Origin of the sequence: Burkholderia sp. CCA53, from assembly GCF_001685525.1 — a bacterium.
Classification (GTDB): Bacteria; Pseudomonadota; Gammaproteobacteria; order Burkholderiales; family Burkholderiaceae; genus Burkholderia; species Burkholderia multivorans.
The window spans coordinates 1,717,160-1,735,802 of the sequence record NZ_BDDJ01000002.1 but is presented as its reverse complement, the minus strand read 5'-3'; the positions used below and the strand labels follow the sequence as shown (position 1 = coordinate 1,735,802).

General features: G+C 67.3%; 17 protein-coding genes. 7 read left to right on the top strand and 10 right to left on the bottom strand.

Features of this window, described 5'->3' with window-relative positions; translation table 11 throughout:
• Positions 1 to 9: 9 nt before the first annotated feature.
• The 5 genes from BCR55_RS24000 to BCR55_RS23980 form a co-directional block, all read right to left on the bottom strand.
• Positions 10 to 1,161: a porin gene (locus BCR55_RS24000; RefSeq protein ID WP_065496185.1), complete on the bottom strand. Its 1,152-nt coding sequence runs from the start codon at positions 1,159 to 1,161 to the stop codon at positions 10 to 12.
• A 43-nt stretch (positions 1,162 to 1,204) separates the two neighbouring features.
• Positions 1,205 to 2,584 (bottom strand): MFS transporter, encoded by a 1,380-nt coding sequence (locus BCR55_RS23995; RefSeq protein ID WP_065496183.1) that lies wholly within the window; start codon positions 2,582 to 2,584, stop codon positions 1,205 to 1,207.
• A gap of 87 nt (positions 2,585 to 2,671) precedes the next feature.
• Positions 2,672 to 3,601: an SMP-30/gluconolactonase/LRE family protein gene (locus BCR55_RS23990; RefSeq protein WP_059938855.1), complete on the bottom strand. Its 930-nt coding sequence runs from the start codon at positions 3,599 to 3,601 to the stop codon at positions 2,672 to 2,674.
• A 22-nt stretch (positions 3,602 to 3,623) separates the two neighbouring features.
• Positions 3,624 to 4,571, bottom strand: a complete 948-nt coding sequence (locus BCR55_RS23985) for an NAD(P)-dependent oxidoreductase (RefSeq protein WP_065496181.1) — start codon at positions 4,569 to 4,571, stop codon at positions 3,624 to 3,626.
• Positions 4,571 to 5,269: a diguanylate cyclase gene (locus tag BCR55_RS23980; RefSeq protein WP_006406182.1), complete on the bottom strand. Its 699-nt coding sequence runs from the start codon at positions 5,267 to 5,269 to the stop codon at positions 4,571 to 4,573. The genes BCR55_RS23985 and BCR55_RS23980 overlap by 1 nt, the downstream gene beginning before the upstream one ends.
• A gap of 165 nt (positions 5,270 to 5,434) precedes the next feature.
• Here BCR55_RS23980 and BCR55_RS23975 point away from each other — a divergent pair, with 165 nt between their 5' ends.
• Both BCR55_RS23975 and BCR55_RS23970 read left to right on the top strand, forming a co-directional pair.
• Complete coding sequence (locus BCR55_RS23975; RefSeq protein ID WP_006406181.1) at positions 5,435 to 6,148, top strand: IclR family transcriptional regulator; 714 nt, start codon at positions 5,435 to 5,437, stop codon at positions 6,146 to 6,148.
• 140 nt (positions 6,149 to 6,288) lie between these two features.
• On the top strand, positions 6,289 to 7,044 hold the full coding sequence (locus tag BCR55_RS23970; protein ID WP_006406180.1) for a YoaK family protein: 756 nt from the start codon (positions 6,289 to 6,291) through the stop codon (positions 7,042 to 7,044).
• Positions 7,045 to 7,109: 65 nt separating this feature from the next.
• Here the strand turns inward: BCR55_RS23970 and BCR55_RS31645 are convergent, their stop codons facing one another.
• Entirely contained in the window at positions 7,110 to 7,544 is a 435-nt protein-coding gene (locus BCR55_RS31645) for a hypothetical protein (protein WP_230938058.1), read from the bottom strand.
• A gap of 562 nt (positions 7,545 to 8,106) precedes the next feature.
• Between BCR55_RS31645 and BCR55_RS23960 the strand changes: the two genes are divergently transcribed.
• The gene (locus BCR55_RS23960; RefSeq protein ID WP_065496179.1) at positions 8,107 to 9,891 is read left to right on the top strand and encodes a hybrid sensor histidine kinase/response regulator; all 1,785 of its coding nucleotides are present in this window, start codon (positions 8,107 to 8,109) and stop codon (positions 9,889 to 9,891) included.
• 329 nt (positions 9,892 to 10,220) lie between these two features.
• Positions 10,221 to 10,850 (top strand): response regulator transcription factor, encoded by a 630-nt coding sequence (locus BCR55_RS23955; RefSeq protein WP_065496178.1) that lies wholly within the window; start codon positions 10,221 to 10,223, stop codon positions 10,848 to 10,850.
• Between the two features lie 66 nt (positions 10,851 to 10,916).
• Here BCR55_RS23955 and BCR55_RS23950 read toward each other — a convergent pair whose 3' ends face one another.
• Positions 10,917 to 12,245 (bottom strand): nitrous oxide reductase family maturation protein NosD, encoded by a 1,329-nt coding sequence (locus BCR55_RS23950; RefSeq protein ID WP_065496177.1) that lies wholly within the window; start codon positions 12,243 to 12,245, stop codon positions 10,917 to 10,919.
• On the opposite strand from BCR55_RS23950, the gene BCR55_RS23945 reads away from it, so the two are divergent.
• The 3 genes from BCR55_RS23945 (at position 12,244) to BCR55_RS23935 (ending at position 13,585) form a co-directional block, all read left to right on the top strand.
• The gene (locus BCR55_RS23945; RefSeq protein ID WP_065496176.1) at positions 12,244 to 12,642 is read left to right on the top strand and encodes a hypothetical protein; all 399 of its coding nucleotides are present in this window, start codon (positions 12,244 to 12,246) and stop codon (positions 12,640 to 12,642) included. The genes BCR55_RS23950 and BCR55_RS23945 overlap by 2 nt on opposite strands.
• 161 nt (positions 12,643 to 12,803) lie before the next feature.
• Positions 12,804 to 13,031: a DUF2945 domain-containing protein gene (locus BCR55_RS23940; protein WP_006396550.1), complete on the top strand. Its 228-nt coding sequence runs from the start codon at positions 12,804 to 12,806 to the stop codon at positions 13,029 to 13,031.
• The gene (locus tag BCR55_RS23935; protein WP_059938845.1) at positions 13,028 to 13,585 is read left to right on the top strand and encodes a DUF488 family protein; all 558 of its coding nucleotides are present in this window, start codon (positions 13,028 to 13,030) and stop codon (positions 13,583 to 13,585) included. The genes BCR55_RS23940 and BCR55_RS23935 overlap by 4 nt, the downstream gene beginning before the upstream one ends.
• 59 nt (positions 13,586 to 13,644) lie before the next feature.
• On the opposite strand, the gene BCR55_RS23930 is transcribed toward BCR55_RS23935, so the two are convergent.
• The 3 genes from BCR55_RS23930 to BCR55_RS23920 are packed head-to-tail and all read right to left on the bottom strand — an operon-like array spanning position 13,645 to position 18,642.
• Positions 13,645 to 14,817: an HlyD family efflux transporter periplasmic adaptor subunit gene (locus tag BCR55_RS23930; protein ID WP_065496174.1), complete on the bottom strand. Its 1,173-nt coding sequence runs from the start codon at positions 14,815 to 14,817 to the stop codon at positions 13,645 to 13,647.
• Positions 14,814 to 17,042, bottom strand: a complete 2,229-nt coding sequence (locus BCR55_RS23925) for a type I secretion system permease/ATPase (protein ID WP_065496172.1) — start codon at positions 17,040 to 17,042, stop codon at positions 14,814 to 14,816. Before BCR55_RS23925 ends, BCR55_RS23930 begins: the two co-directional genes overlap by 4 nt.
• On the bottom strand, positions 17,035 to 18,642 hold the full coding sequence (locus BCR55_RS23920; protein WP_065496170.1) for a TolC family protein: 1,608 nt from the start codon (positions 18,640 to 18,642) through the stop codon (positions 17,035 to 17,037). Before BCR55_RS23920 ends, BCR55_RS23925 begins: the two co-directional genes overlap by 8 nt.
• Position 18,643 lies beyond the last annotated feature (1 nt).

Here is an 18,643-nt window from a genome sequence, read left to right as displayed (position 1 = left end):
GCACTCGCCTCAGAACTTCTGGCGCATGCCGATCACCACGCCCGTCTGGTTGCGATCGGGCGCGACCGTGCCGTAGCCGTTCACGCCCAGCGCGGAGCCGCCCTTGTTGCGCGCGAAACCGGCCGTCGCGTAGATATCGGTGCGCTTCGACAGCAGATAGTCCGCACAGAGCACGGCGAGCCACGGATCGGCGCTCGTCGAATGCACGTCCTGGTAATAGGCCGTTGCCGTGACCACGAACGCCGGCGACACCGTGTATTGCGCGCCGGCCCAGTACAGGTTCGCCGCGCTGGCCTCGACGCCGTTCGCGACGCGAATCGGGTTCGCCGGCAGGAACGCGTTCGATGCACGCAGATATCGATAGCCAACGAAGCCTTTCACCGGCCCGATCGCATACGACGCCGCAGCCGTTGCGCGACGTTCGGTGCCCGTGTTCGTCGCGACGGTATTGCTGTTGCGCTGCTCGTACGACAGGCTGGCGGCGAACGGTCCTTGTGCGAATGTCAATGCGCCGCTGAAGAAGCGGCCGGTGAGCTGTGCGCCCGGCACCTCCGAGCCGTACCCGGTGTCGTAGCGCGTGCTGTACATCGCCTGCGCAGTCAACGGCCCGAACACGCCCGTGTACTTCGCCGAGTTGTCGATACGCGCGGCCGCTGCGTAGTCGAGCGACAGCACGGAGTATCGCGACGACGCGCCCATCGGATCGAACGCCACGGCCTGCTCGTAGAAGAGCGAGTTCTGGCGGCCGAACGTCAGCTGCTGACCTCGGTACGACAGTCCGACCCATGCCTGCCGGCCGAAAAGCCGCGACGTCGTGGCGGCGTTCGGACCGAGGCCTTTCGTCGACTGCGCGGTCGTGCCGTCATTGACGTTGAAGCCGTCTTCCAACTGGAAAATCGCCTTCATGCCGCCGCCGAGATCTTCGACGCCCTTCAATCCCCAGCGCGAGCCCGACAGATTGCCCGACGCTTCGCGCGTCTGCGCGCCGCCCGTACTCGTATTGTTGATGTGCTCGATCCCGACGTCGACGATACCGTACAGCGTGACGCTGCTTTGCGCATGCGCGGCGCCGCACCACAAGGTCGCGCTCGCGACGGTGACGGCGCCCAGCACGAAGCGGGATGACGGGCGGGCATTCTGGCTGGCCTGATTCGACAACATGGAGTCTCCAAACTTTTTTGTGGGTAGGTCTGAGAAACAAGATTCACGTCTTGCGGGCTGCGGGCGCTTCGCCGGCACCCGAGCCCGGATCGCCGAGCCATGCAATCGTCAGTGCGCCGAGCAACAGCACACCCGACACGGCGAAGAGCGGCACGGTGAAGCCGCCGGAGAATTGCTTGAGCGCGCCGATCATCGACGGCCCGACGAAGCCGCCGAGGTTGCCGACCGACACGATCAGCGCAAGCCCGCCCGCGGCGGCACGGCCGGTGAGGAATCCCGACGGGATTGCCCAGTACGTCGCCTGGAACGCGAGGATCCCGCTCACCGTGACGCACAGTGCGAACAGCTTGAACACCGGTGCATGAATGAACGCGCTAGCGCACAACGCCACGGCAGCGACGGCCAGCGCGCCGGCGACATACGGAACGCGACTGGCCGCGCGATTGGCGATGCGCGCCCACCAGAGCATCACGACGGCACCGATTGCATACGGAATGGCCGTCAGCCAGCCGACCACCGTGTGATCGACGCCGAACTGCTTGATGATCTGCGGCATCCACAGGCCGACGCCGAGCGAGCCGACGATCCCGCAGAAGTTGATGAACGCGAGTACGAACACGCGCCAGTTCGTCATCGCGTCGCGCAGTTTGCTGCCGTGCTTCGCGCCGATGTCACGCTGCTCGAGAGCGAGGCGCTTCGCGAGCGATGCCTTCTCTTCGTCGCTGAGCCACGCAGCTTTCTCGGGACGGTCGGCCAGCACGAACAGGCACGCGATGCCGAGCATCACCGCAGGCACACCTTCGATCAGCAGCAGCCACTGCCAGCTGCGCAGTCCGTGCAGGCCGCCGAGTTCGAGCAGCGCGCCGGAAATCGGCGAGCCGATCATGTTCGCGACGGGAATGCCGACGAGGAATGCGGCTGTCACCTTCGCGCGCCACTTGCCGGGGAACCAGTGCGTGAAATACAGATAGATGCCCGGCGTGAAGCCCGCCTCGGCGAGCCCGAGCAGAAAGCGCGCAGCCGCAAAGCTCTTCGGTCCGACGACGAACGCCGTCGCCATCGAGAACAGGCCCCACGTGATCATGATTCTCGCAATCCACACGCGTGCACCGACCCTCTGCATGATCAGGTTGCTCGGAATCTCGAACAGGAAATAGCCGATGAAGAACAGGCCGGCACCGACACCGAACTGCTCGGCCGTCAGACCGAGATCCTTGTTCATCGTCAGCGCGGCAAAACCGACGTTGGTTCTGTCGAGATAACTGATCACGTAGCAGACGAAGATGAAAGGCAGAATGCGCCGGAACGCCTTCGCGAGCGTGCGCTCGCTGGCCGCGTAATCGTCGTCGGCCAGGTGCTGCGCGGATCGCGCGTCGGCGCGCGGTGCGTCGTCGCCGGCACGCAGCGCATGCGAAATCGTCATGCTTGTCTCCTTCTTCGCGCGGCTGGCGGCGCGATTTTTCCGTATAGGGGCCGGAAGGCCGACGAGCGGCTTCCCGGCTCGTGCGCTTCAGTCCTTCTTCGCTGCCTGTTTCGGCAGCGGGCCGGCAATGCTCATGTCCGCCTTCAGGATGGAACCGGACGTCGATTCGGTGATGAAAAGCGTCTTCATGTCCGGCCCGCCAAAGCACACGCTCGTGAGCGACGCCCCTTTCGGTCCGGTCAGGATCTCGACGGGCTCCGCGCAATGGTTGAGTACCCATACGCGGCCGAGCCCCGGATTCGCGACGAACAGGCGGCCTTCGAGATCGACGGTGAGGCCGTCGGGGCCGCTCGGTCCATAGGACGTGAAAAACTGGCTGACCTTGGTGACCGAGCCGTCGGCCTGCAGCGGCATGCGCCACACGGCATTGCCGCGCGTCATCGCGACGAACAGCACTTTCTCGTCGCGCGACAGGACGAGCCCGTTCGGGCTCGGGCAGGTGCCGAGCAGCATGTCGAGCTTGCCGTCGGGCGACAGCCGATACACGCGGCCCGTCGGATCGTGCAGGCCCGTCTGCCCCTGATCGGTGAAATAGAGGTTGCCGGCCGAGTCGAACGTCAGGTCGTTCACGCCCTTGAAGCGCTCGGTGTTGCGGCGCTCGAGGTACGGATGCACTTCACCGCGCTCGATATCGACCAGCATCAGGCCGTTCCGGTAGTCGGTGACGATCAGGTGCGAGGCGTCGAAGCGCTTCATCCCATTGGGCTCGCCGTCGTATTCGACGACGAGATCCCAGTCGCCCGACGGCGAAATGCGGAAGATGCGCCCGTGCGGAATGTCGGTGACGAACAGATAGCCGTCCGGATCCCAGACCGGCCCTTCGAGAAAGGAATCCGTGACCATGCCGCCGCGGTTCGCGCGCGCCCATTCGGTGCGGACGTCCGGCTTGCGAAACTTCTCGGGCATGCGCGTGAATACTTCAGCTGCGCGCACGTCGGGACTCGTCAGATAAAACATGCGTACCTCGATGTCCAGGAGTTCAAGCCGCGCTGTGCGCGCGTTCGTTCAGCACCGCGAGCACGTTGGCGGCCGCGCCCTTCCCCATGTTCACGTACGCGGCGTCGCTCACGCCGCCGACATGCGGAGACAGAATCACGTTCGGGATCTGCTGGAACGGGTGCGGCGACGTCATCGGCTCGACGTCGAAGCTGTCGAGCCCGGCCGCGCGCAAGTGGCCGCTCGCGAGCGCGTCGGCAAGCGCGGCTTCGTCGATCAAGCCGCCACGGGCGGTATTGACGAGAATCGCGCCACGCTTGAAACGCGCGAGCGCGTCGCGGTTGAGCATCCGGCGGTTGTCGGCCGTCAGCGGACAATGCAGCGACACGACGTCCGACTCCGCGTACAGCGTGTCGAGCGGCACGAGCTTCACACCGGCGGGCGCCTCCTTCGCGAACGGATCGAATGCGAGAACCTTCATGCCGAACGCCGCGCCGATCGCGGCGACGCGGCGGCCGATCGCGCCAAGTCCGACGAGGCCGAGCGTGCGTCCGTCGAGCTCGACGGACTTGTGCGTCGCCTTGTCCCAATGGCCTGCGCGCATGCGGCTGTCGAGCTGCGGAACCGACTTCGCGCACGCGAGCATCAGCGCCCACGCGTGCTCGGCGACGGCGGCCGCATTCGCGCCGACCGCGGCGCGCACCGCAATGCCGCGTGCGGCGGCAGCGTCCTGATCGATCACGTCGATGCCGCTGCCGTGCTTCGAAATCACCTGCAGGTTTTCGGCGGCGTCCATGATGCGCGCGTTGATCTTCCCGTACCGGACAATGATCGCGACCGGCTTGTGCCGGGTGCACAGCGCCACGATGTCGCTTTCGGTCGGTTGCTTGCCGGCGAACACGACGCCGAACGGCGCAAGCATCTCGAGCGCTTGCGGCGCAAGGTCGGCGGCGGTCACGAGGACCACGGGCTTATGCGAAGCGGTCTGCATCACAGTGCCTCGCCTTCGGCCAGCATGCCGGCTGCGCGCAGCTCTTTCTCGATCCATCCGGGACGAACGTCGCCCTTGTGGATCGCCGCGATACGCGCGGTTTCGACGTCGAGCTTTTTCTGCGCGAGATCGACGATGCGCGCGACGTCGGCGCGCGCAATCACGACGACGCCGTCGGCATCGCCGACCACCAGGTCGCCCGGATTGACGGGCGTGCCGCCCAGCGAGATCGGCGCATTCACGCGTCCTGCGACGCTTTTGGTCGGCCCGCACGGATTGAGGCCGGCCGCGAAGATCGGATAGTCGCCATTGGCCAGTTCGTGCGCGTCGCGCACCGCGCCGTCGATGACGATGCCGGCGATGCCGGTCGCCTTCGCCTGCGTCGCCATGATTTCGCCGAGCAGCGCGCACGAGATGTCGCCCTTGCCGTCGACCACGACGACGTCGCCCGGCTTCGCGACGGCGAGCGCCGCATGGATCGCCAGGTTGTCGCCCACACGGACTTCCACCGTGATCGCGGGGCCAGCGACCTTCATCTTCGGCGACAACGGCCGCACGCGACCATGCACCGTGCCGCGTCGGCCCGCGACGTCGGCCAGGATCGCAGCTTGATAGCGCGCGGCAGCCTGAACGAGTTCGGGCGGGACGCGTTCGATGTCGCGATTGATCGGAGAACTGCTGACGAATGGCTTGCTCATGATTCGACCTCGAGTTGTGCGTTGTACTGTGTACAACGTTGGTGTACTTGGTGAAATCACTATAACCATCTGGCGCCGACCACGGCACTGGCGTTTACCCTTTTACGTGGTAAATCAGCGTTTTACTCTGTACAATGCCGGCTGAATGTCGACGGGAGAAAGGGAATGGGAAATGACGGGGTGGTGGCTGTGGAAAAGGCGCTTTCGCTGCTGGACTGCTTCAAGCCCGGCGCCGAATCGCAGTCGCTCGCGATGCTGTCGCAGGCGTCCGGCATGCACAAGACGACGGTCTATCGCTTGATGAATTCGCTGGAGCGAATGGGCTATGTCGTGCGCGCGCAATCCGGCAACTATTCGCTCGGACATCGCGTGCTGTACCTTGGGAAGCTGTACGAGCAGTCCTTCCATCTGTCCACGGTCGTTGAACCGGCGCTGCATGCGCTGGCCGCGCTGACGAAAGAAAGCGCATCGTACTACGTGCACGACAACGGGCAGCGGCTTTGCCTGTTTCGCGTCGAGCCGTCCGAAGGCCTGCGTGAAACGCGGCTCGCGGGGACGGCGCTGCCGCTCGACGATACGGCGATCAGCCACGTGATTCGTTTCTGGGGACTCGGCGAACCGATCTACGACAAGCCGCCTGCACTGCCCCTCTTTACCGCGGGCGCGCGCGATGTGCACACGGCAGCGTTCGCGGTGCCGATCTTCGGCGCCGGCGACAAGTTCATGGCGGCGCTGACGCTTTCCGGTCCTGCATCTCGGCTCAGCGTCGCGCACGAGTCGGGCGAACTGGATCGACCGCAGCTGGAGGCGGCCGCCGATCTGTCACGGAAGCTGGGCGCGAGTGCCGCGTTCTGCGAGAACATCTACGGAAAGCGTTGAATGGCGGACGGCAGCAGACTCTGATCATCGCTCGCACAGATCCGCCAGGTCAGACTCCCGCAGTCGCAGAGACGTGCATGCTACGATCAGCCGGTCGGCGTCGACCTCTGACCGCTCACTCCCCGACTTTGAGGGTAACCGTGCCCATCGATTATCTCCGCGCATTCACTATCCCCGAACGCAGCGACGCCGCGAATCGCCGTCTCGGCCGATCGCTGGCGTTCGTCGCGGGCGCGGCCAACGCCGGTGGATTCTTCGCTGTCGGGCAGTACACGTCCCACATGTCCGGCATCGTGTCGTCGATGGCCGACAACCTCGCGCTTGGCGACATCGGCGTCGTCGTGGCCGGCTTCAGTTCGTTGCTGTCGTTCCTCGTCGGGGCCGCCACGTCGGCGATCCTGATCAATTGGGGCCGCCGCCGGCATCTGAGCAGCCAGTACGCAATGCCGTTGATTCTCGAGGCGACGCTGCTTCTGCTCTTCGGCCTTCTAGGATCGGGGCTCGAGACGCACCAGGTGCTGTTCGTACCGGCAACCGTCTGCCTGCTTTGTTACGTGATGGGCCTGCAAAACGCGATGATCACGAAAATCTCGAAGGCGGAGATACGTACGACGCATGTCACCGGCCTGGTAACGGATATCGGAATCGAACTCGGCAAGCTCCTTTATTGGAACCTTGGAACAACGCACCGGGATCTCGTCCGCGCAGACCGGCAGAAACTCCTTCTGCTTGGATCGCTGCTGCTGTCGTTCCTCGTCGGCGGGCTCGCAGGCGCGGTCGGCTTCCGCCACGTCGGCTTCATGTCCAGCGTTCCGCTGGCCATTGTCCTCGTCACCCTCGCTGTCGTTCCGATCTTCGACGATATGCTGGCCCGACGCCGTTGGCCGAAACGGTAGCCGTCGCCGGCCGGCATGGTCGCAGCGGTCCACACGATCGGTCACCGCTTTTCCCACCGATGTACTCAACGTCGCTGCGTAACCGGACCCTCGGCGTCGACAGCCCCAGCCGCGTGGAGCGAGCCGCCAACGGCGATCGGGCCACGCACTTCCAGATCGCCGTATACGGTCAGCGGCCCATGCACCGTAAGCGGGCCATGGAATGTATTGTTTCCACCGCGTTTGCGTATGGCGTGACCGTCGGCGGGATTCCGTTCGATCGAGGCTGCCGTGATCGGGCCGCGAGCGGAGATGTCGCCGGCCACCGTCAGCGAACCGTCGACCGTCACCGGCCCGAGGACGACGAGCGATCCATCGACGTTCAGCGGCCCCGTGACGACCGGCTCCGCGTGGGCTGACGCGACAGCGATAAAGGACGCCAGCACGACAACGCTCGCTATGGCGCTCGCTGCCGGCCTGCATGCCATGCGCCTTCCTGGCGCCGGATTGAAGCGTTTCACGTGTCCTCCTGGTCGTTGCAACCTACACGGGCGCTAGCGGTTCGCTGGCCCGCGACAGTGGCCGGCCATTGGAGCAGCTTCGGTTCCTGCATGGTCGTCATGCGTAGCGACGTGACGTCGGCAGGGCTGCCGCAGCGGCTTGAGCGAATCAAACGGAGTCCGCTCCGCATCCCGTTGTCTGGAAAATTTTCCGACGCTCGTATCGTTGGCGCAACATGTTCGGCGGCCTGGAGTCGTGGACGCACGCCGGCTCGAGGAACTGAAATCGGAGAGCGATCGGCGTCCGGGCAAACGGGCTGATTGCATCCGCGCAGACAAACGTCGCCTATCCGTGCCGCTATTTTCAATGCGTGGATGTGAATCGGCGCCGTCGACCACCGATTGCGTATCGATGCTTCATTCATCGTTCCGGACTCCGTATGGTGCGCAACAATCCCGCGTGAAGGTTCACCGCATTTCATACGAATCGGCTCGGCGGCGACTATTCTGTCTAAAGGATCGACTGTCCGCGCACATCGTTCGCCGCCCGCCTCGCCCGCGCGCGACGAACGCGCGCAGCCCCATGCGCCCGCACCGCCTCTTTTCCATCGACTCGACCGACGTCGCGCACGACGCGGCCACGGCGAGTGTCGTCGCCACCGCGCTGCTGGCCGTCGCGCTCGCGAGCGCGCTGCATCGGCTCGGCAGTCTCGACGCGACCGTCGGCGCCGTGTGGGCGTCTTACGTCGCGGGCAGCGCGGCCGGTCTCGCGATCGTCGCGCACCGTGATCGGCGCTCGGCCATGCGCGCCGGCGATCGCACCGTTTCGATCGCGTGGAGCGTCGCCTTCGGCGTCGCGGCCGGCATCGGCTGGGGATCGGCCGGCCTTCACGCGGCCGCCGTCGCCGATGCGCACGCGCAGGTCGCCGTCGCGATGGCGACGCTCGCGGTCGTCACGGCCGCCGCACCGCACTTCAGCCCGTCGACTCCCGCGCTGCTCGCCTTCGTGCTGCCGGCGACCGTACCGGGCGTCGTCGCCGCCGCGCTATCTACACACGCCGCACAACGCGCGCTCGCGCCGACGCTGCTCGCGATCGCCGCGCTCGCCGGCATCGTCGCGCTGCTCGCGCACCGCGCGATCGCGCGCCACGGCCGGCTGCGGTCGGACGCCGAACGGCGCGCCGCCGAGCTGCAGCGCGATCGCGACGCCGCGGTGCAGCGCGCGGTCGAGCTGCGTCGACAGAAGCTGCGCGCGGAAGCCGCGAATCTCGCGAAGTCGCGGCTGCTTGCCGCCGCGAGCCACGATCTTCGCCAGCCGTCGCACGCGCTCGGCGTGCTGGTCGGCGCGCTGCGCGGCGTACCGATGCCGGCCGACGGTCAACGGCTGCTGCAGCAGATCGAGCTGTCGACGCGCGCGCTCGACACACTGTTCGGTGCACTGCTCGACGTGTCGCGTCTCGATGCCGGCGTCGTCGACGTGCATCGGCGACCGTTCGCGATCGACACCGTGCTCGGTCGCGTATGCAACGAATATCTGCTCGATGCGGCCGCAAAAGGCCTGCGTCTGTCGCGCGTGCCGTGCCGCGCGATCGTCGACTCCGATCCGGTGCTGATCGAGCGCGTCGTGCGCAATCTCGTCGGCAATGCGGTGCGCTATACCGACGCGGGGCGCATCGTCGTCGGCTGCCGCTACCGCGGCGCGCGCATCGCGATCGAGATCCACGATACGGGCCGCGGCATCCCGCGCGATCAGCTCGAACTCGTCTTTCGCGAGTATTACCGCGTCGACGGCGCCGCGTCGGACCACGACGGCGGATTCGGGCTCGGGCTCGCGATCGTGCGCCGCCTCGTCGCGCTGCTCGGATGCCGGTTGTCGGTGTGGTCGGAACCGGGGCGCGGATCGTGTTTCGTCGTGTCGGTGCCGCGCGCGCGGACCGCGGGCGGCGTGCGCCGGCACGCGGCGCCGGCCGCCGCGTTCGTGGTCGTCGTCGACGACACACGCGCCGTACGCGACGCGATCGCACGACGGCTCGTGCGATGGGGTTACGACACGCTGTCGGCACGCTCGGCCGACGAAGCGATCGAACGGCTGTCGCGGTGCACGACACGCCCGAGCGTGTTCGTCAGCGCGTTGCATCTGCAGGGTACGGAGACCGGCATCGACGTGATCGACCGTCTGCGCGCCGAATACAATCTGGCGATTCCGGCGCTGCTGATCGGCGACGCATCCGATACGGCGCCGCTCGCCGATGCAAACGGCTGCCTGCTGCTGCACCGCCCAATCGAGAACGGGCAGTTGCGCGCGGCCATCGCGCAACTCGTCGCGGCCGGTGCACCGGTCGAAGCGGTCGAAGCGGTCGATGGCTGACGCGCGGGCGCGCACAGAGGTGCCGCAACCCGCCCGTTTATGTCATCGAGAAATATATCGGCGCCGACGCGGGAAGCGCGCGCGCCCGCTTCCCGCAAACGCGCGGCAGCATCGATCTCCGGCCGACGACAAGCGAACAGCCTTGAGCATCGGAGGCACTGCACCTGCATTACGCACCGCGACGACCGAGTTCGCACGATTTCCGGTCGAATCGCAACGCGGCGTTGAACGCGCGAACATTTCGATCGGCCGACGCATCCAACATCGGGACACCTGCCGGTAAGATCGGTCGATCCGCTCAACCGGTTCTTGCCGCGAACCCAGACGCCATGAAAATTCTGATCGTCGACGATCATCCGGTGCTGCGCGACGGCGTCGAGGCGCTGCTGCGTCGCAACGATGCGGCGCTCGCGGTCCTCCAGGCCGCCAGCGCCGACGACGCGATGCAGATGCTCGACCAGCACGCGGACATCGACGCGATCGTGCTCGACCTCAAGATGCGCGGCACGAGCGGCGTCGACGCGATTGCCGCGCTCGCGCGTGCGCGCCCGGCGCTGCAGATCATCGTGCTGTCGTCGTCCGAGGATCCGCGCGACGTGCGCGCGGCGTTCGCGCACGGTGCGCTCGGCTACGTGCCGAAGTCGGCGAGCGCGCATACGCTGCTGTCCGCCATCGTGATGGTGCTGAACGGCGAGCGCTACGTGCCGCCGCTGCTGCTCGACGACGGCGCGGCCTACACGATCGAGCCGCCACGCCAGGCGGCCGGCGCGCCGCTGACGCCGCGTCAGATCGAGGTGCTTCGCTATCTCGCGGAAGGCGTGCCGAACAAGGTGATCGCGGATCGGCTCGGCTTGTCGGAAAAAACCGTGAAGGCGCATATCACCGCGATCTTCCGGACGCTGCACGTGCTGAACCGCACGCAGGCGGCCGCTGCCGGCAGGAAGGCCGGGCTGATCTGACGCGGTGCGTGCATGACCTGCCTTGCATGCCCCGCGCGCATCGCTGCCGGCAGCGGGCCGCGGCCGTCAGCGGTGCTTCGGCATCCGCGTGCCGCTCGTCTGCATCAGCTCGGTACGCACGGTCGGCAGGCTGGTCGTCACGGCGCCGCCGGCCGGAATCGTGCCGGACGTCGAGGCGCCGATCGAGGGCGGCAGTGCGACGCCGCTCAAGGTATTGCCGTACACGACGATCGCGCTCGCCGGGCAGGCGTTCGTCAGCAGCGACACCGGCGCATCGGCGATCGACGTGAACGCGTTGTCGATCACCGCGAACTGGCAGACGTTCCCGTACGCACGAAAGCCCGCAAAACCGGACCGCGACACGCGATTGCCCTTGACGACGCCATACGACACGGAGCCCGACCACGTATCGAGCTCGATCGCGGCCTGGTGCGTCGGCGGCAATCCGTTGTTCGCGTTCGTGCCGTCCTGAATCGCATCGACGACGTTGTTCTCGATCCTCACGTCCGTCACGCCGTACGTGTGCCAGCTGTCCTCCTGCGCGACCAGAATCCCGGCCGCCTTCTGCACGCCGACCACCGTATTGTTCGAGATCGTCACCGAGCGGCCGCCGACGACCGAGATGCCGCGTCCCCACGGATTGCCCGATACCGAATTGCCGTCGATCAGCACGTTGCCGCTGAGGCGGCCGTCGGCTTGATAGCTGACGACCGCGATCAGATCGTCGCCGGTGCCCGTCACCGTGTTGCGCTGCACGCGCACGTCGGTCGAGCCGTTCGTCACGTGGATGCCGTCGGCGAGCGTCGCGCTTACCGCATTGCCGACGATCGCGACCTGACGACCGCCGTACACGAAGATCCCCGCACTCGCGCCGCCGCGTATCGTCACGCCGAGCACCTGCACGCCGCTGCCGGTCACCTGCACCTTCGTCGACTCGCGCGTCGCGAGCCGCGTCGTGCCGGTGCCGATCAGCGTGATGCCGACGAGCGTCGATCCGCTGCCGCTCATCGTCAGCGTCTGATCGCCCGCCGTCGTCGCGATGAGCGTCGCGCCGTAACCGGAGATCACGACGTCCGCTTTCGAGACCGTCAGCGAGCGTCCGACCTCGTAGCGCCCGGGCGCGAGCACGAGACGCTGGCCCGGCTGCAGCGCGTCGAACGCGGCCTGCAGCGCATCGGCCTGATCGCCGCCGTTCGCGCTCGGCTGAATGGTCGCGACCGGCAACGCACCGGCGGCACGCGACGCGCGCGCATACCGGTCCGACACGCGCGTATGCCAGGCGTCAAACCGCGTCGGCCAGCCGGACGCGGGCGATTCGGCAACGGCCGGCCATGCGGCCCAGCAGCCGGCGCAAAGGAGCACCGCGGCCGGCGCGGGGCCGCGGGCGTGCAACATGTTTTTCATCGCATGTCTCTTTCGCGCGGCCGCCGGCGACGGCCGGCAGACGGCCGCGAGTGGTCCGCGCATCGAAACGGCCGATCGGCGCATGGCACATGCGCGGAACGACCGGACTTCAAGCCTTGCTTGCTCCGCCGAGATGGCGGCGCAACGGCAATGGCGCATCGCCGCGCGCGGCGGCCGATACGCGATCGCACGTTCGCCCGCCGGCGCACGTTGCGTGGTCCCCCGTAAAGACGGCTCGATCGCGGCGGCGCCGGCACTGCGTGCCGCGATCGAACCGATCAATTGGCCCTGCGTTCCCGAGCGTGGCTGGATGATCGGCTTGCCCCCAAAACTCGCCGATTCGTTCCGTCGCTCATCAATCAGTCTATTTCGCGTGCATCGCGCGTAAATGCGACATAAGGCGCGCGACGTCGTAAGACCGCGGCACGGCAATTGCGCACGTGCATAAGCGTGCGCGCGCCTGTATCTTTTCCGGCACGCGGCGCAAGCCGATAATGACGGCCTCTCGCGTGCCGCGCGAGCGCGTATCGATGCAAGGAGGACGCTGTCATGACGACACGATTCCGGATCGGCGATCACGTCCGGTGGAATTCCGAAGCCGGCTATGTGACGGGCACGATCGTCGCGATCCATACGGAAGACTTCGACTACAAGGGTCATCGCCACCGCGCGTCGCCCGACGATCCGCAGTACGAGATCAGAAGCGACCGAACCGACCATATCGCCGCGCATCGCGGCCGCGTGCTCGAACGCATTTCCGGCAAAGGCGACACGTGAGACTGCCCTACTACACGATCGGTCATTCGAACCGTCCGCTCGACGAATTCATCGCGATGCTCGCCGACGCGGAGGTCGCGCTGCTCGTCGACGTCCGCAAGATGACGCGCTCGCGCGCGAACCCGCAATTCAACGAAGCCACGCTGCCGGACGCACTCGCCGATGCCGGCATCGCGTATGCGCACATCGCCGCGCTCGGTGGGCTGCGCGGCAAATCGCACGACGTGCCGGGCGACGTCAACGGCTTCTGGACCAACGCCAGCTTTCATCGTTATGCGGATTACGCGCTGTCCGACACGTTCCGCACGGGCCTCGACGAACTGATCGCGCTCGGCCAGCGGCAACGCTGCGCGATCATGTGCTCCGAAGCCGTGTGGTGGCGCTGCCACCGGCGCATCGTGTCCGACTATCTGATCGCGCACGGCGAGACGGTGCTGCACATCATGGCGCGCGGCCGCATCGAGCCGGCGCGGCTCACGGCCGGCGCCGACGTGCAGCCGGACGGCACGGTCGTCTACCCGCGCACCGAAGGCGCCGCGTCGTCGCAGGCGTAACGCCGTGGCGTAGCCGCGCATGCCGCGAACGGCGGGCTTCACGGCCCGCACGCCCGCACTCATCGCTCGCGCAGCGCCTCGGCCGCACGATTCAGCGGCTTGACCAGATACTCGAACACCGTCCGGCGCCCGGTGCGGATTTCCGCGGTCGCGACCATCCCTGGCAGGATCGGATGCCGCTTGCCGTCGCGCGTTTCCAGATACGCGTGCTGCGTGAGCACGTAGACGCGGTAGTAGTACACGCGGCGATCGACCTGGTCCTCGATCGTATCGGGCGAGATCCGTTCGACCTTCGCCGGCAGCGAGCCGTAGATCGACGGCTCGAACGCCGTGATCTTCACGGTCGCTTCCTGGCCCGGATGAATGAAGGCAATGTCGCGCGGGCTCAGCCGCGCCTCGATCAGCAACTGATCGTCGAGCGGCACGACCTCCATCAGCACGCCGCCCGGCTGCACGACGCCGCCGACCGTCGACACGCGAATGTCCTTCACGATGCCGCGCGCCGGCGAGCGGATCACCGTGCGCCGCAATTGGTCGGCCCGCCCTTCACGCACCTTCAGCAGCGGCTCGAGATCGGCCATCGTCTTCGAATAGTCGGCTTTCAGCGCGACGTAGTACTCGCTCTGCGTCGCCGCGAGCTTCGTCGAGAACTCGGCCGCCTTCTGCCGCAGCCGCAGCACCTCGACCTCGTTCGTCGCGCCGGTCTTCAGCAGCGGCAGCGCGATGCGCAGCTCCTCCTCCGCGAGACGCAGCTGCTCGCGCAGGTTCGCGACGTTTTCGCGAAACGCGCGCCGGTTCGCGACGAACAGCTGCCGTTCGCGCTCGGTCACGGCCTTCTCGTTCGCCAGTTCGGCCGGAAACGCGACGCTCGGCAAATCGTTCATCTCCGCATGCAGCCGCGCGGCGCGACCCTGCAACGCGGTGATGCGCTCGAGCGTCTCCTCCATCGACGAACGCGCGAGCACCGGATCGAGCGTCGCGAGCGTCTGCCCCGCGTCGACGACGTCGCCCTCGCGCACGGCCAGTTCCGACAGAATGCCGCCTTCGAGGCTCTGGATGATCTGCCCTTTCGATGCGGGCGTCACCTTCCCTTCGCCGACCGCGACTTCGTCGAGCCCCGCAAACACCGACCAGACAAGAAACACGAATAGCGCCGCGACGATCAGCCACAGCACCGGGCGCGCATGCGCCGCTTCGCGCGCACCGCGCGCCGACCACGTGAAATCGCTCATCGTGCCTCCTCCGCGATAGCAGGCGGCAGTGAACCGCCGTCGCCGGCCGCCGCGCGCGCAGCGGCCGCGCTCGATTGCGCCGCCGTCGCCGCATGGCCGCGCAGCGCCTGCAGCACTTCGTCCTTGGGGCCGTCGCGCACGATGCGGCCGCCGTCGATCACGATGATGCGGTCGACGATCGACAGCACCGGATAGCGGTGCGTCGCGACGATCAGCGTCCGGTTGCCGATCCACTGCCGCAGCCGCTCGACGATCGCGCGCTCCGTTGCATCGTCGAGCGACGCGGTCGGCTCGTCGAGCAGCAGCACGTTCGGCGCGCGCAGGATCACGCGCGCGAGCATCAGCGCCTGCTTCTGGCCGCCCGACAGCCCGAGGCCGCTTTCGCGCAGCTTCAGGTCGAGGCCGTGCGGCTGCCGCAGCAGCAACTGATCCGCGCACGCGACCTTCATCGCGGCCAGGATTGCGTCGTCGGTCGCGAGCGGATTCGCGATCAGCAGGTTTTCGCGCAGCGTCCCGTAGAACAGGCTCGACTCCTGCAGCAGCATGCCGACGTCGCGCCGCACGTCGGCGACGTCGATCAGCGGCAGCGGCGTGTCGTTGAACAGGATGCGGCCCTGCACCGGCGTCGCGAGGCCGCCGAGCAGCCGCAGCAGCGTCGATTTGCCGGCGCCGACGCGGCCGAGGATCGCGATCCGCTCGCCCGGCTCGATCGACAGCTTCGGCACGTTGAGCACGGTTTTTTCCTGCGGATCGAAACTGTACGCGACGTCCTCGAACCGATAGCGGCCGACGAGCGACGGCCGGTGATACGCATCGGCGGCCGGATCGTGATCGACCGGCAGCGCGAGCAAATTGTCGAGACCCTTCTTGCCGGCGCGCACGTTCTGGATTCGCGACAGCACGGCCGGAATCTGTCCGAGCGGCGCGATCGTGCGGCTCGTGAGAATCGAGCACGCGAGCACCGCACCGAACGACAGGCTCGAATCGAGAATGCCGTACACGCCCGCGATCAGCACGCCGACGTACGCGAGCTGCTGCACTGTCTGCGCCAGATTGACGAGCAGCCCGGCGATGCGGCGCTGTCGCAGGCCGACGTCCGCATTGACGCGGTTCGTGTGGTCCCAGAGCTGCCGGAAGCGCGGTTCGGCCTGCAATGCCTTGATGTCTTCCGCGCGATAGATGGACTCCATCAGGATGGCGTTGCGCATCGCCGATTCGGCAAGGCCCTGGTTCGACAGCTTCGCGAGCGGGATCTGCGCGAACACGCCCGGCAGGATCAGCAGCGGAATCGCCGCGAGCGGCACGAACGCGAGCGGGCCGCCGAGCATCCAGATGATGAACAGGAAGGTGACGACGAACGGGATGTCGATCAGCACGCCCATCGTGCTCGACGTCAGCAGCTCGCGCAGCTGTTCGAGATCGCGCAGCTGCGCGACGAGCGTGCCGGGCGAGCGTGGCCGCGCGTCGTTACGGATGTCGAGCACGCGCGCGAAGAACATCGCCGACAGCTTCAGGTCCGCCTGCTTGCCGAAGTGATCGGCGATCGACACGCGGGCGGTGCGCAGCACCAGCTCGAGGACGAGCGCGAGCGCGACGCCGGATGCCAGCACCCATAGCGTGTGCGTCGCGCGCGCCGGCACGACGCGGTCCCATACCTGCATCGCGAACAGCGACGTCGCGATCGCGAGCAGATTGCCGAACAGCGAACCGGCGCCGAGATCGAGCAACACTTTCCATTGGGCGGCGAACAGGTCGTGCAGCCACGTATCGGGCTTCGCGGACAGGTAGTCGTCGACACGCGCGTCGCGCATCGGAACGGACCGCTGCACGAGCAGCACGCGCGCGGCCCACGTCGGCGCCGGCGCGTTCACGTCGATCGCGCGCTCGACCGGTTGCCCGTCGATCGCGAACTGCACGATCGCGCGCCCGGCCGCGATCGACACGATCACGCCGACGTGCACTTCGTCGATCATGGCGAGCGCCGGCAGCATCGTCGACGTCAGCTTCGCGACCGGCAGCTCGACGAACTGCGCGGCCAGTCCGGCGGCTGCCGCGATGTCGACGATCGCGGTATCGGGCCCCGAACCGGCCGCCCACGCGGCCGTGCCGCGAACCTGTTCCGGCGATACGGTCAGCCCGAGATGACGGGCCGCAAACAACAGCGGGTCGACCCAGCGCGCAAGGTCCGCGCAGCTGTCGCGCGCGGGGCGAAACGCATCATTCATGACGGCTCCCTTCTTGTTCACGCAGCAGTTCGACGAACTTGCCGACCGCGACGTATGCCTTCACGCGCGCGATCGAGCCGTCGGCAAGCGCATTGATCCACTCGACCTCCGATTCGAAGATGTCGCGTTCCGGATTCACGACGTCGGTCAGCGTGCGCTTGTTCAGGATGTATTCCTGCCAGTACAGGTCGCGCGAGGCGCGCGACAGCGCGATCACCTTCTCGTAGCTCGCGCGGCGCGCAGCCGCGCCCGACACTTCGATCTGCGCGGCCTTCAGCGCGCTGCGTGTGACGAGCCGCTGGTTCTCGAGGCTTTCGCGATTCGCGCGCAGCTCCGCTTCGGCTGCCGCGATCTGATGCTTCGCAAGGCCGCCGAGCGAGTAGTTGCCGCTCACCGCGAGCCCGATCCACGTGTCGTTGCTCGCGTTCGGGCGGCCGCTCGAAATCGCGCGGCTCGCGCCGATGCCGATCGACGGAAAGCGCTCGGCCTCCGCAAGCCGCACGCGCGCGTCGGCCGCGTCGACCGCCGCTTCGGCCGCGAGCACCGACGGCGTGTGCTCGACGTTGCCGCCGATGCTGCCGAGACCGCCGACGAAACTCGCGGTCCCGCCAAGACCGGCGACGCGGCGCGGGCGCGCACCGATCAGTTCGGTCAGCTTCGCGGCCGCGACGTCGAAGCGCGTGTGCGCCTTCAGCACCTCCGCCTGCGCATGCAGGATCGCGAGTTCGACGAGATTGCGGTCCGACGACACCGACAGGCCCGCGCGCACGCGATCGAGAATCTTCGCGCGCGTTTCGGTCAGCGCGGCGACCTGACGCTGCGCGGCCACGATGACGTCCTGGCTCGCGGCGAGCTCGATGAACGTCGACGCCGTCTGATACGCGACCGTCTCGATCGTGTCCGCGAGCTGGAAGCGGCGCTGGCTCAGTGTCGAATCGGCTGCGGAGATCCGGCTCGACGTGCGACCGAAGTCGTACAGCAGCTGCGATACGCCGATCGACGCGCGCGTGCCGGTGCGATTGCCGTTGCTGCCGAAGCTGCCGCCGTAGCCCGGACGCACGCCGTAGTCGATCTTCGGATACCACGCGGCCTTCGCGACTTCGACTTCGGAGGTACTCTGCACGACTTCGGCGTTCGCACGGCCGATATCCGGATGGCGCGCGATCGCAATGCCGACCGCATCGCGCAGCGACAGATCGTCGAGCGCGATGTGCAGCGTGTCGTCCGACGCGCCGGCGGCGTCCGCGACGGGCGGCGCGTCGAGCGGCGCATCGAGGGCGCCGTCGATCGGATCCGGATCGGGCGTGATCGTCGTCACGCCGTCGCGCGACGGTCGTACGGGCGGCAGTTCGTCGGACGACGCAAACGCACGCGACAGGTTCGACAGCACGATGCGCCGCATCGGGTCGGCCGGCATCGCGCGCGGCAACGGCGGCGCATCGAAACGGTGCGGTGCGGCAGGCGGCAATGCGCTCGGCAGCGGCACGACCGACGCATTCAATCGTGCGGCAGTGGTAGCCGGGACGGAAACTCCGCCGGCGGGCAGCGGCGGCGCGGCCGATACGGCGGGCGCGATGCCGAGCCAGGCAGCGGCGAACAAC

Excerpts from the sequence above, each read along its gene's own strand:
- BCR55_RS23975 (WP_006406181.1), top strand. The coding sequence starts at position 5,435 with ATGGGAAATGACGGGGTGGTGGCTGTGGAAAAGGCGCTTTCGCTGCTG.
- BCR55_RS23930 (WP_065496174.1), bottom strand. The coding sequence starts at position 14,817 with ATGAGCGATTTCACGTGGTCGGCGCGCGGTGCGCGCGAAGCGGCGCAT.
- BCR55_RS23945 (WP_065496176.1), top strand. The coding sequence starts at position 12,244 with ATGTTTTTCATCGCATGTCTCTTTCGCGCGGCCGCCGGCGACGGCCGG.
- BCR55_RS23925 (WP_065496172.1), bottom strand. The coding sequence starts at position 17,042 with ATGAATGATGCGTTTCGCCCCGCGCGCGACAGCTGCGCGGACCTTGCG.
- BCR55_RS24000 (WP_065496185.1), bottom strand. The coding sequence starts at position 1,161 with ATGTTGTCGAATCAGGCCAGCCAGAATGCCCGCCCGTCATCCCGCTTC.
- BCR55_RS23990 (WP_059938855.1), bottom strand. The coding sequence starts at position 3,601 with ATGTTTTATCTGACGAGTCCCGACGTGCGCGCAGCTGAAGTATTCACG.
- BCR55_RS23985 (WP_065496181.1), bottom strand. The coding sequence starts at position 4,571 with ATGCAGACCGCTTCGCATAAGCCCGTGGTCCTCGTGACCGCCGCCGAC.
- BCR55_RS23995 (WP_065496183.1), bottom strand. The coding sequence starts at position 2,584 with ATGACGATTTCGCATGCGCTGCGTGCCGGCGACGACGCACCGCGCGCC.
- BCR55_RS23955 (WP_065496178.1), top strand. The coding sequence starts at position 10,221 with ATGAAAATTCTGATCGTCGACGATCATCCGGTGCTGCGCGACGGCGTC.
- BCR55_RS23940 (WP_006396550.1), top strand. The coding sequence starts at position 12,804 with ATGACGACACGATTCCGGATCGGCGATCACGTCCGGTGGAATTCCGAA.
- BCR55_RS23950 (WP_065496177.1), bottom strand. The coding sequence starts at position 12,245 with ATGTTGCACGCCCGCGGCCCCGCGCCGGCCGCGGTGCTCCTTTGCGCC.
- BCR55_RS23980 (WP_006406182.1), bottom strand. The coding sequence starts at position 5,269 with ATGAGCAAGCCATTCGTCAGCAGTTCTCCGATCAATCGCGACATCGAA.
- BCR55_RS23960 (WP_065496179.1), top strand. The coding sequence starts at position 8,107 with ATGCGCCCGCACCGCCTCTTTTCCATCGACTCGACCGACGTCGCGCAC.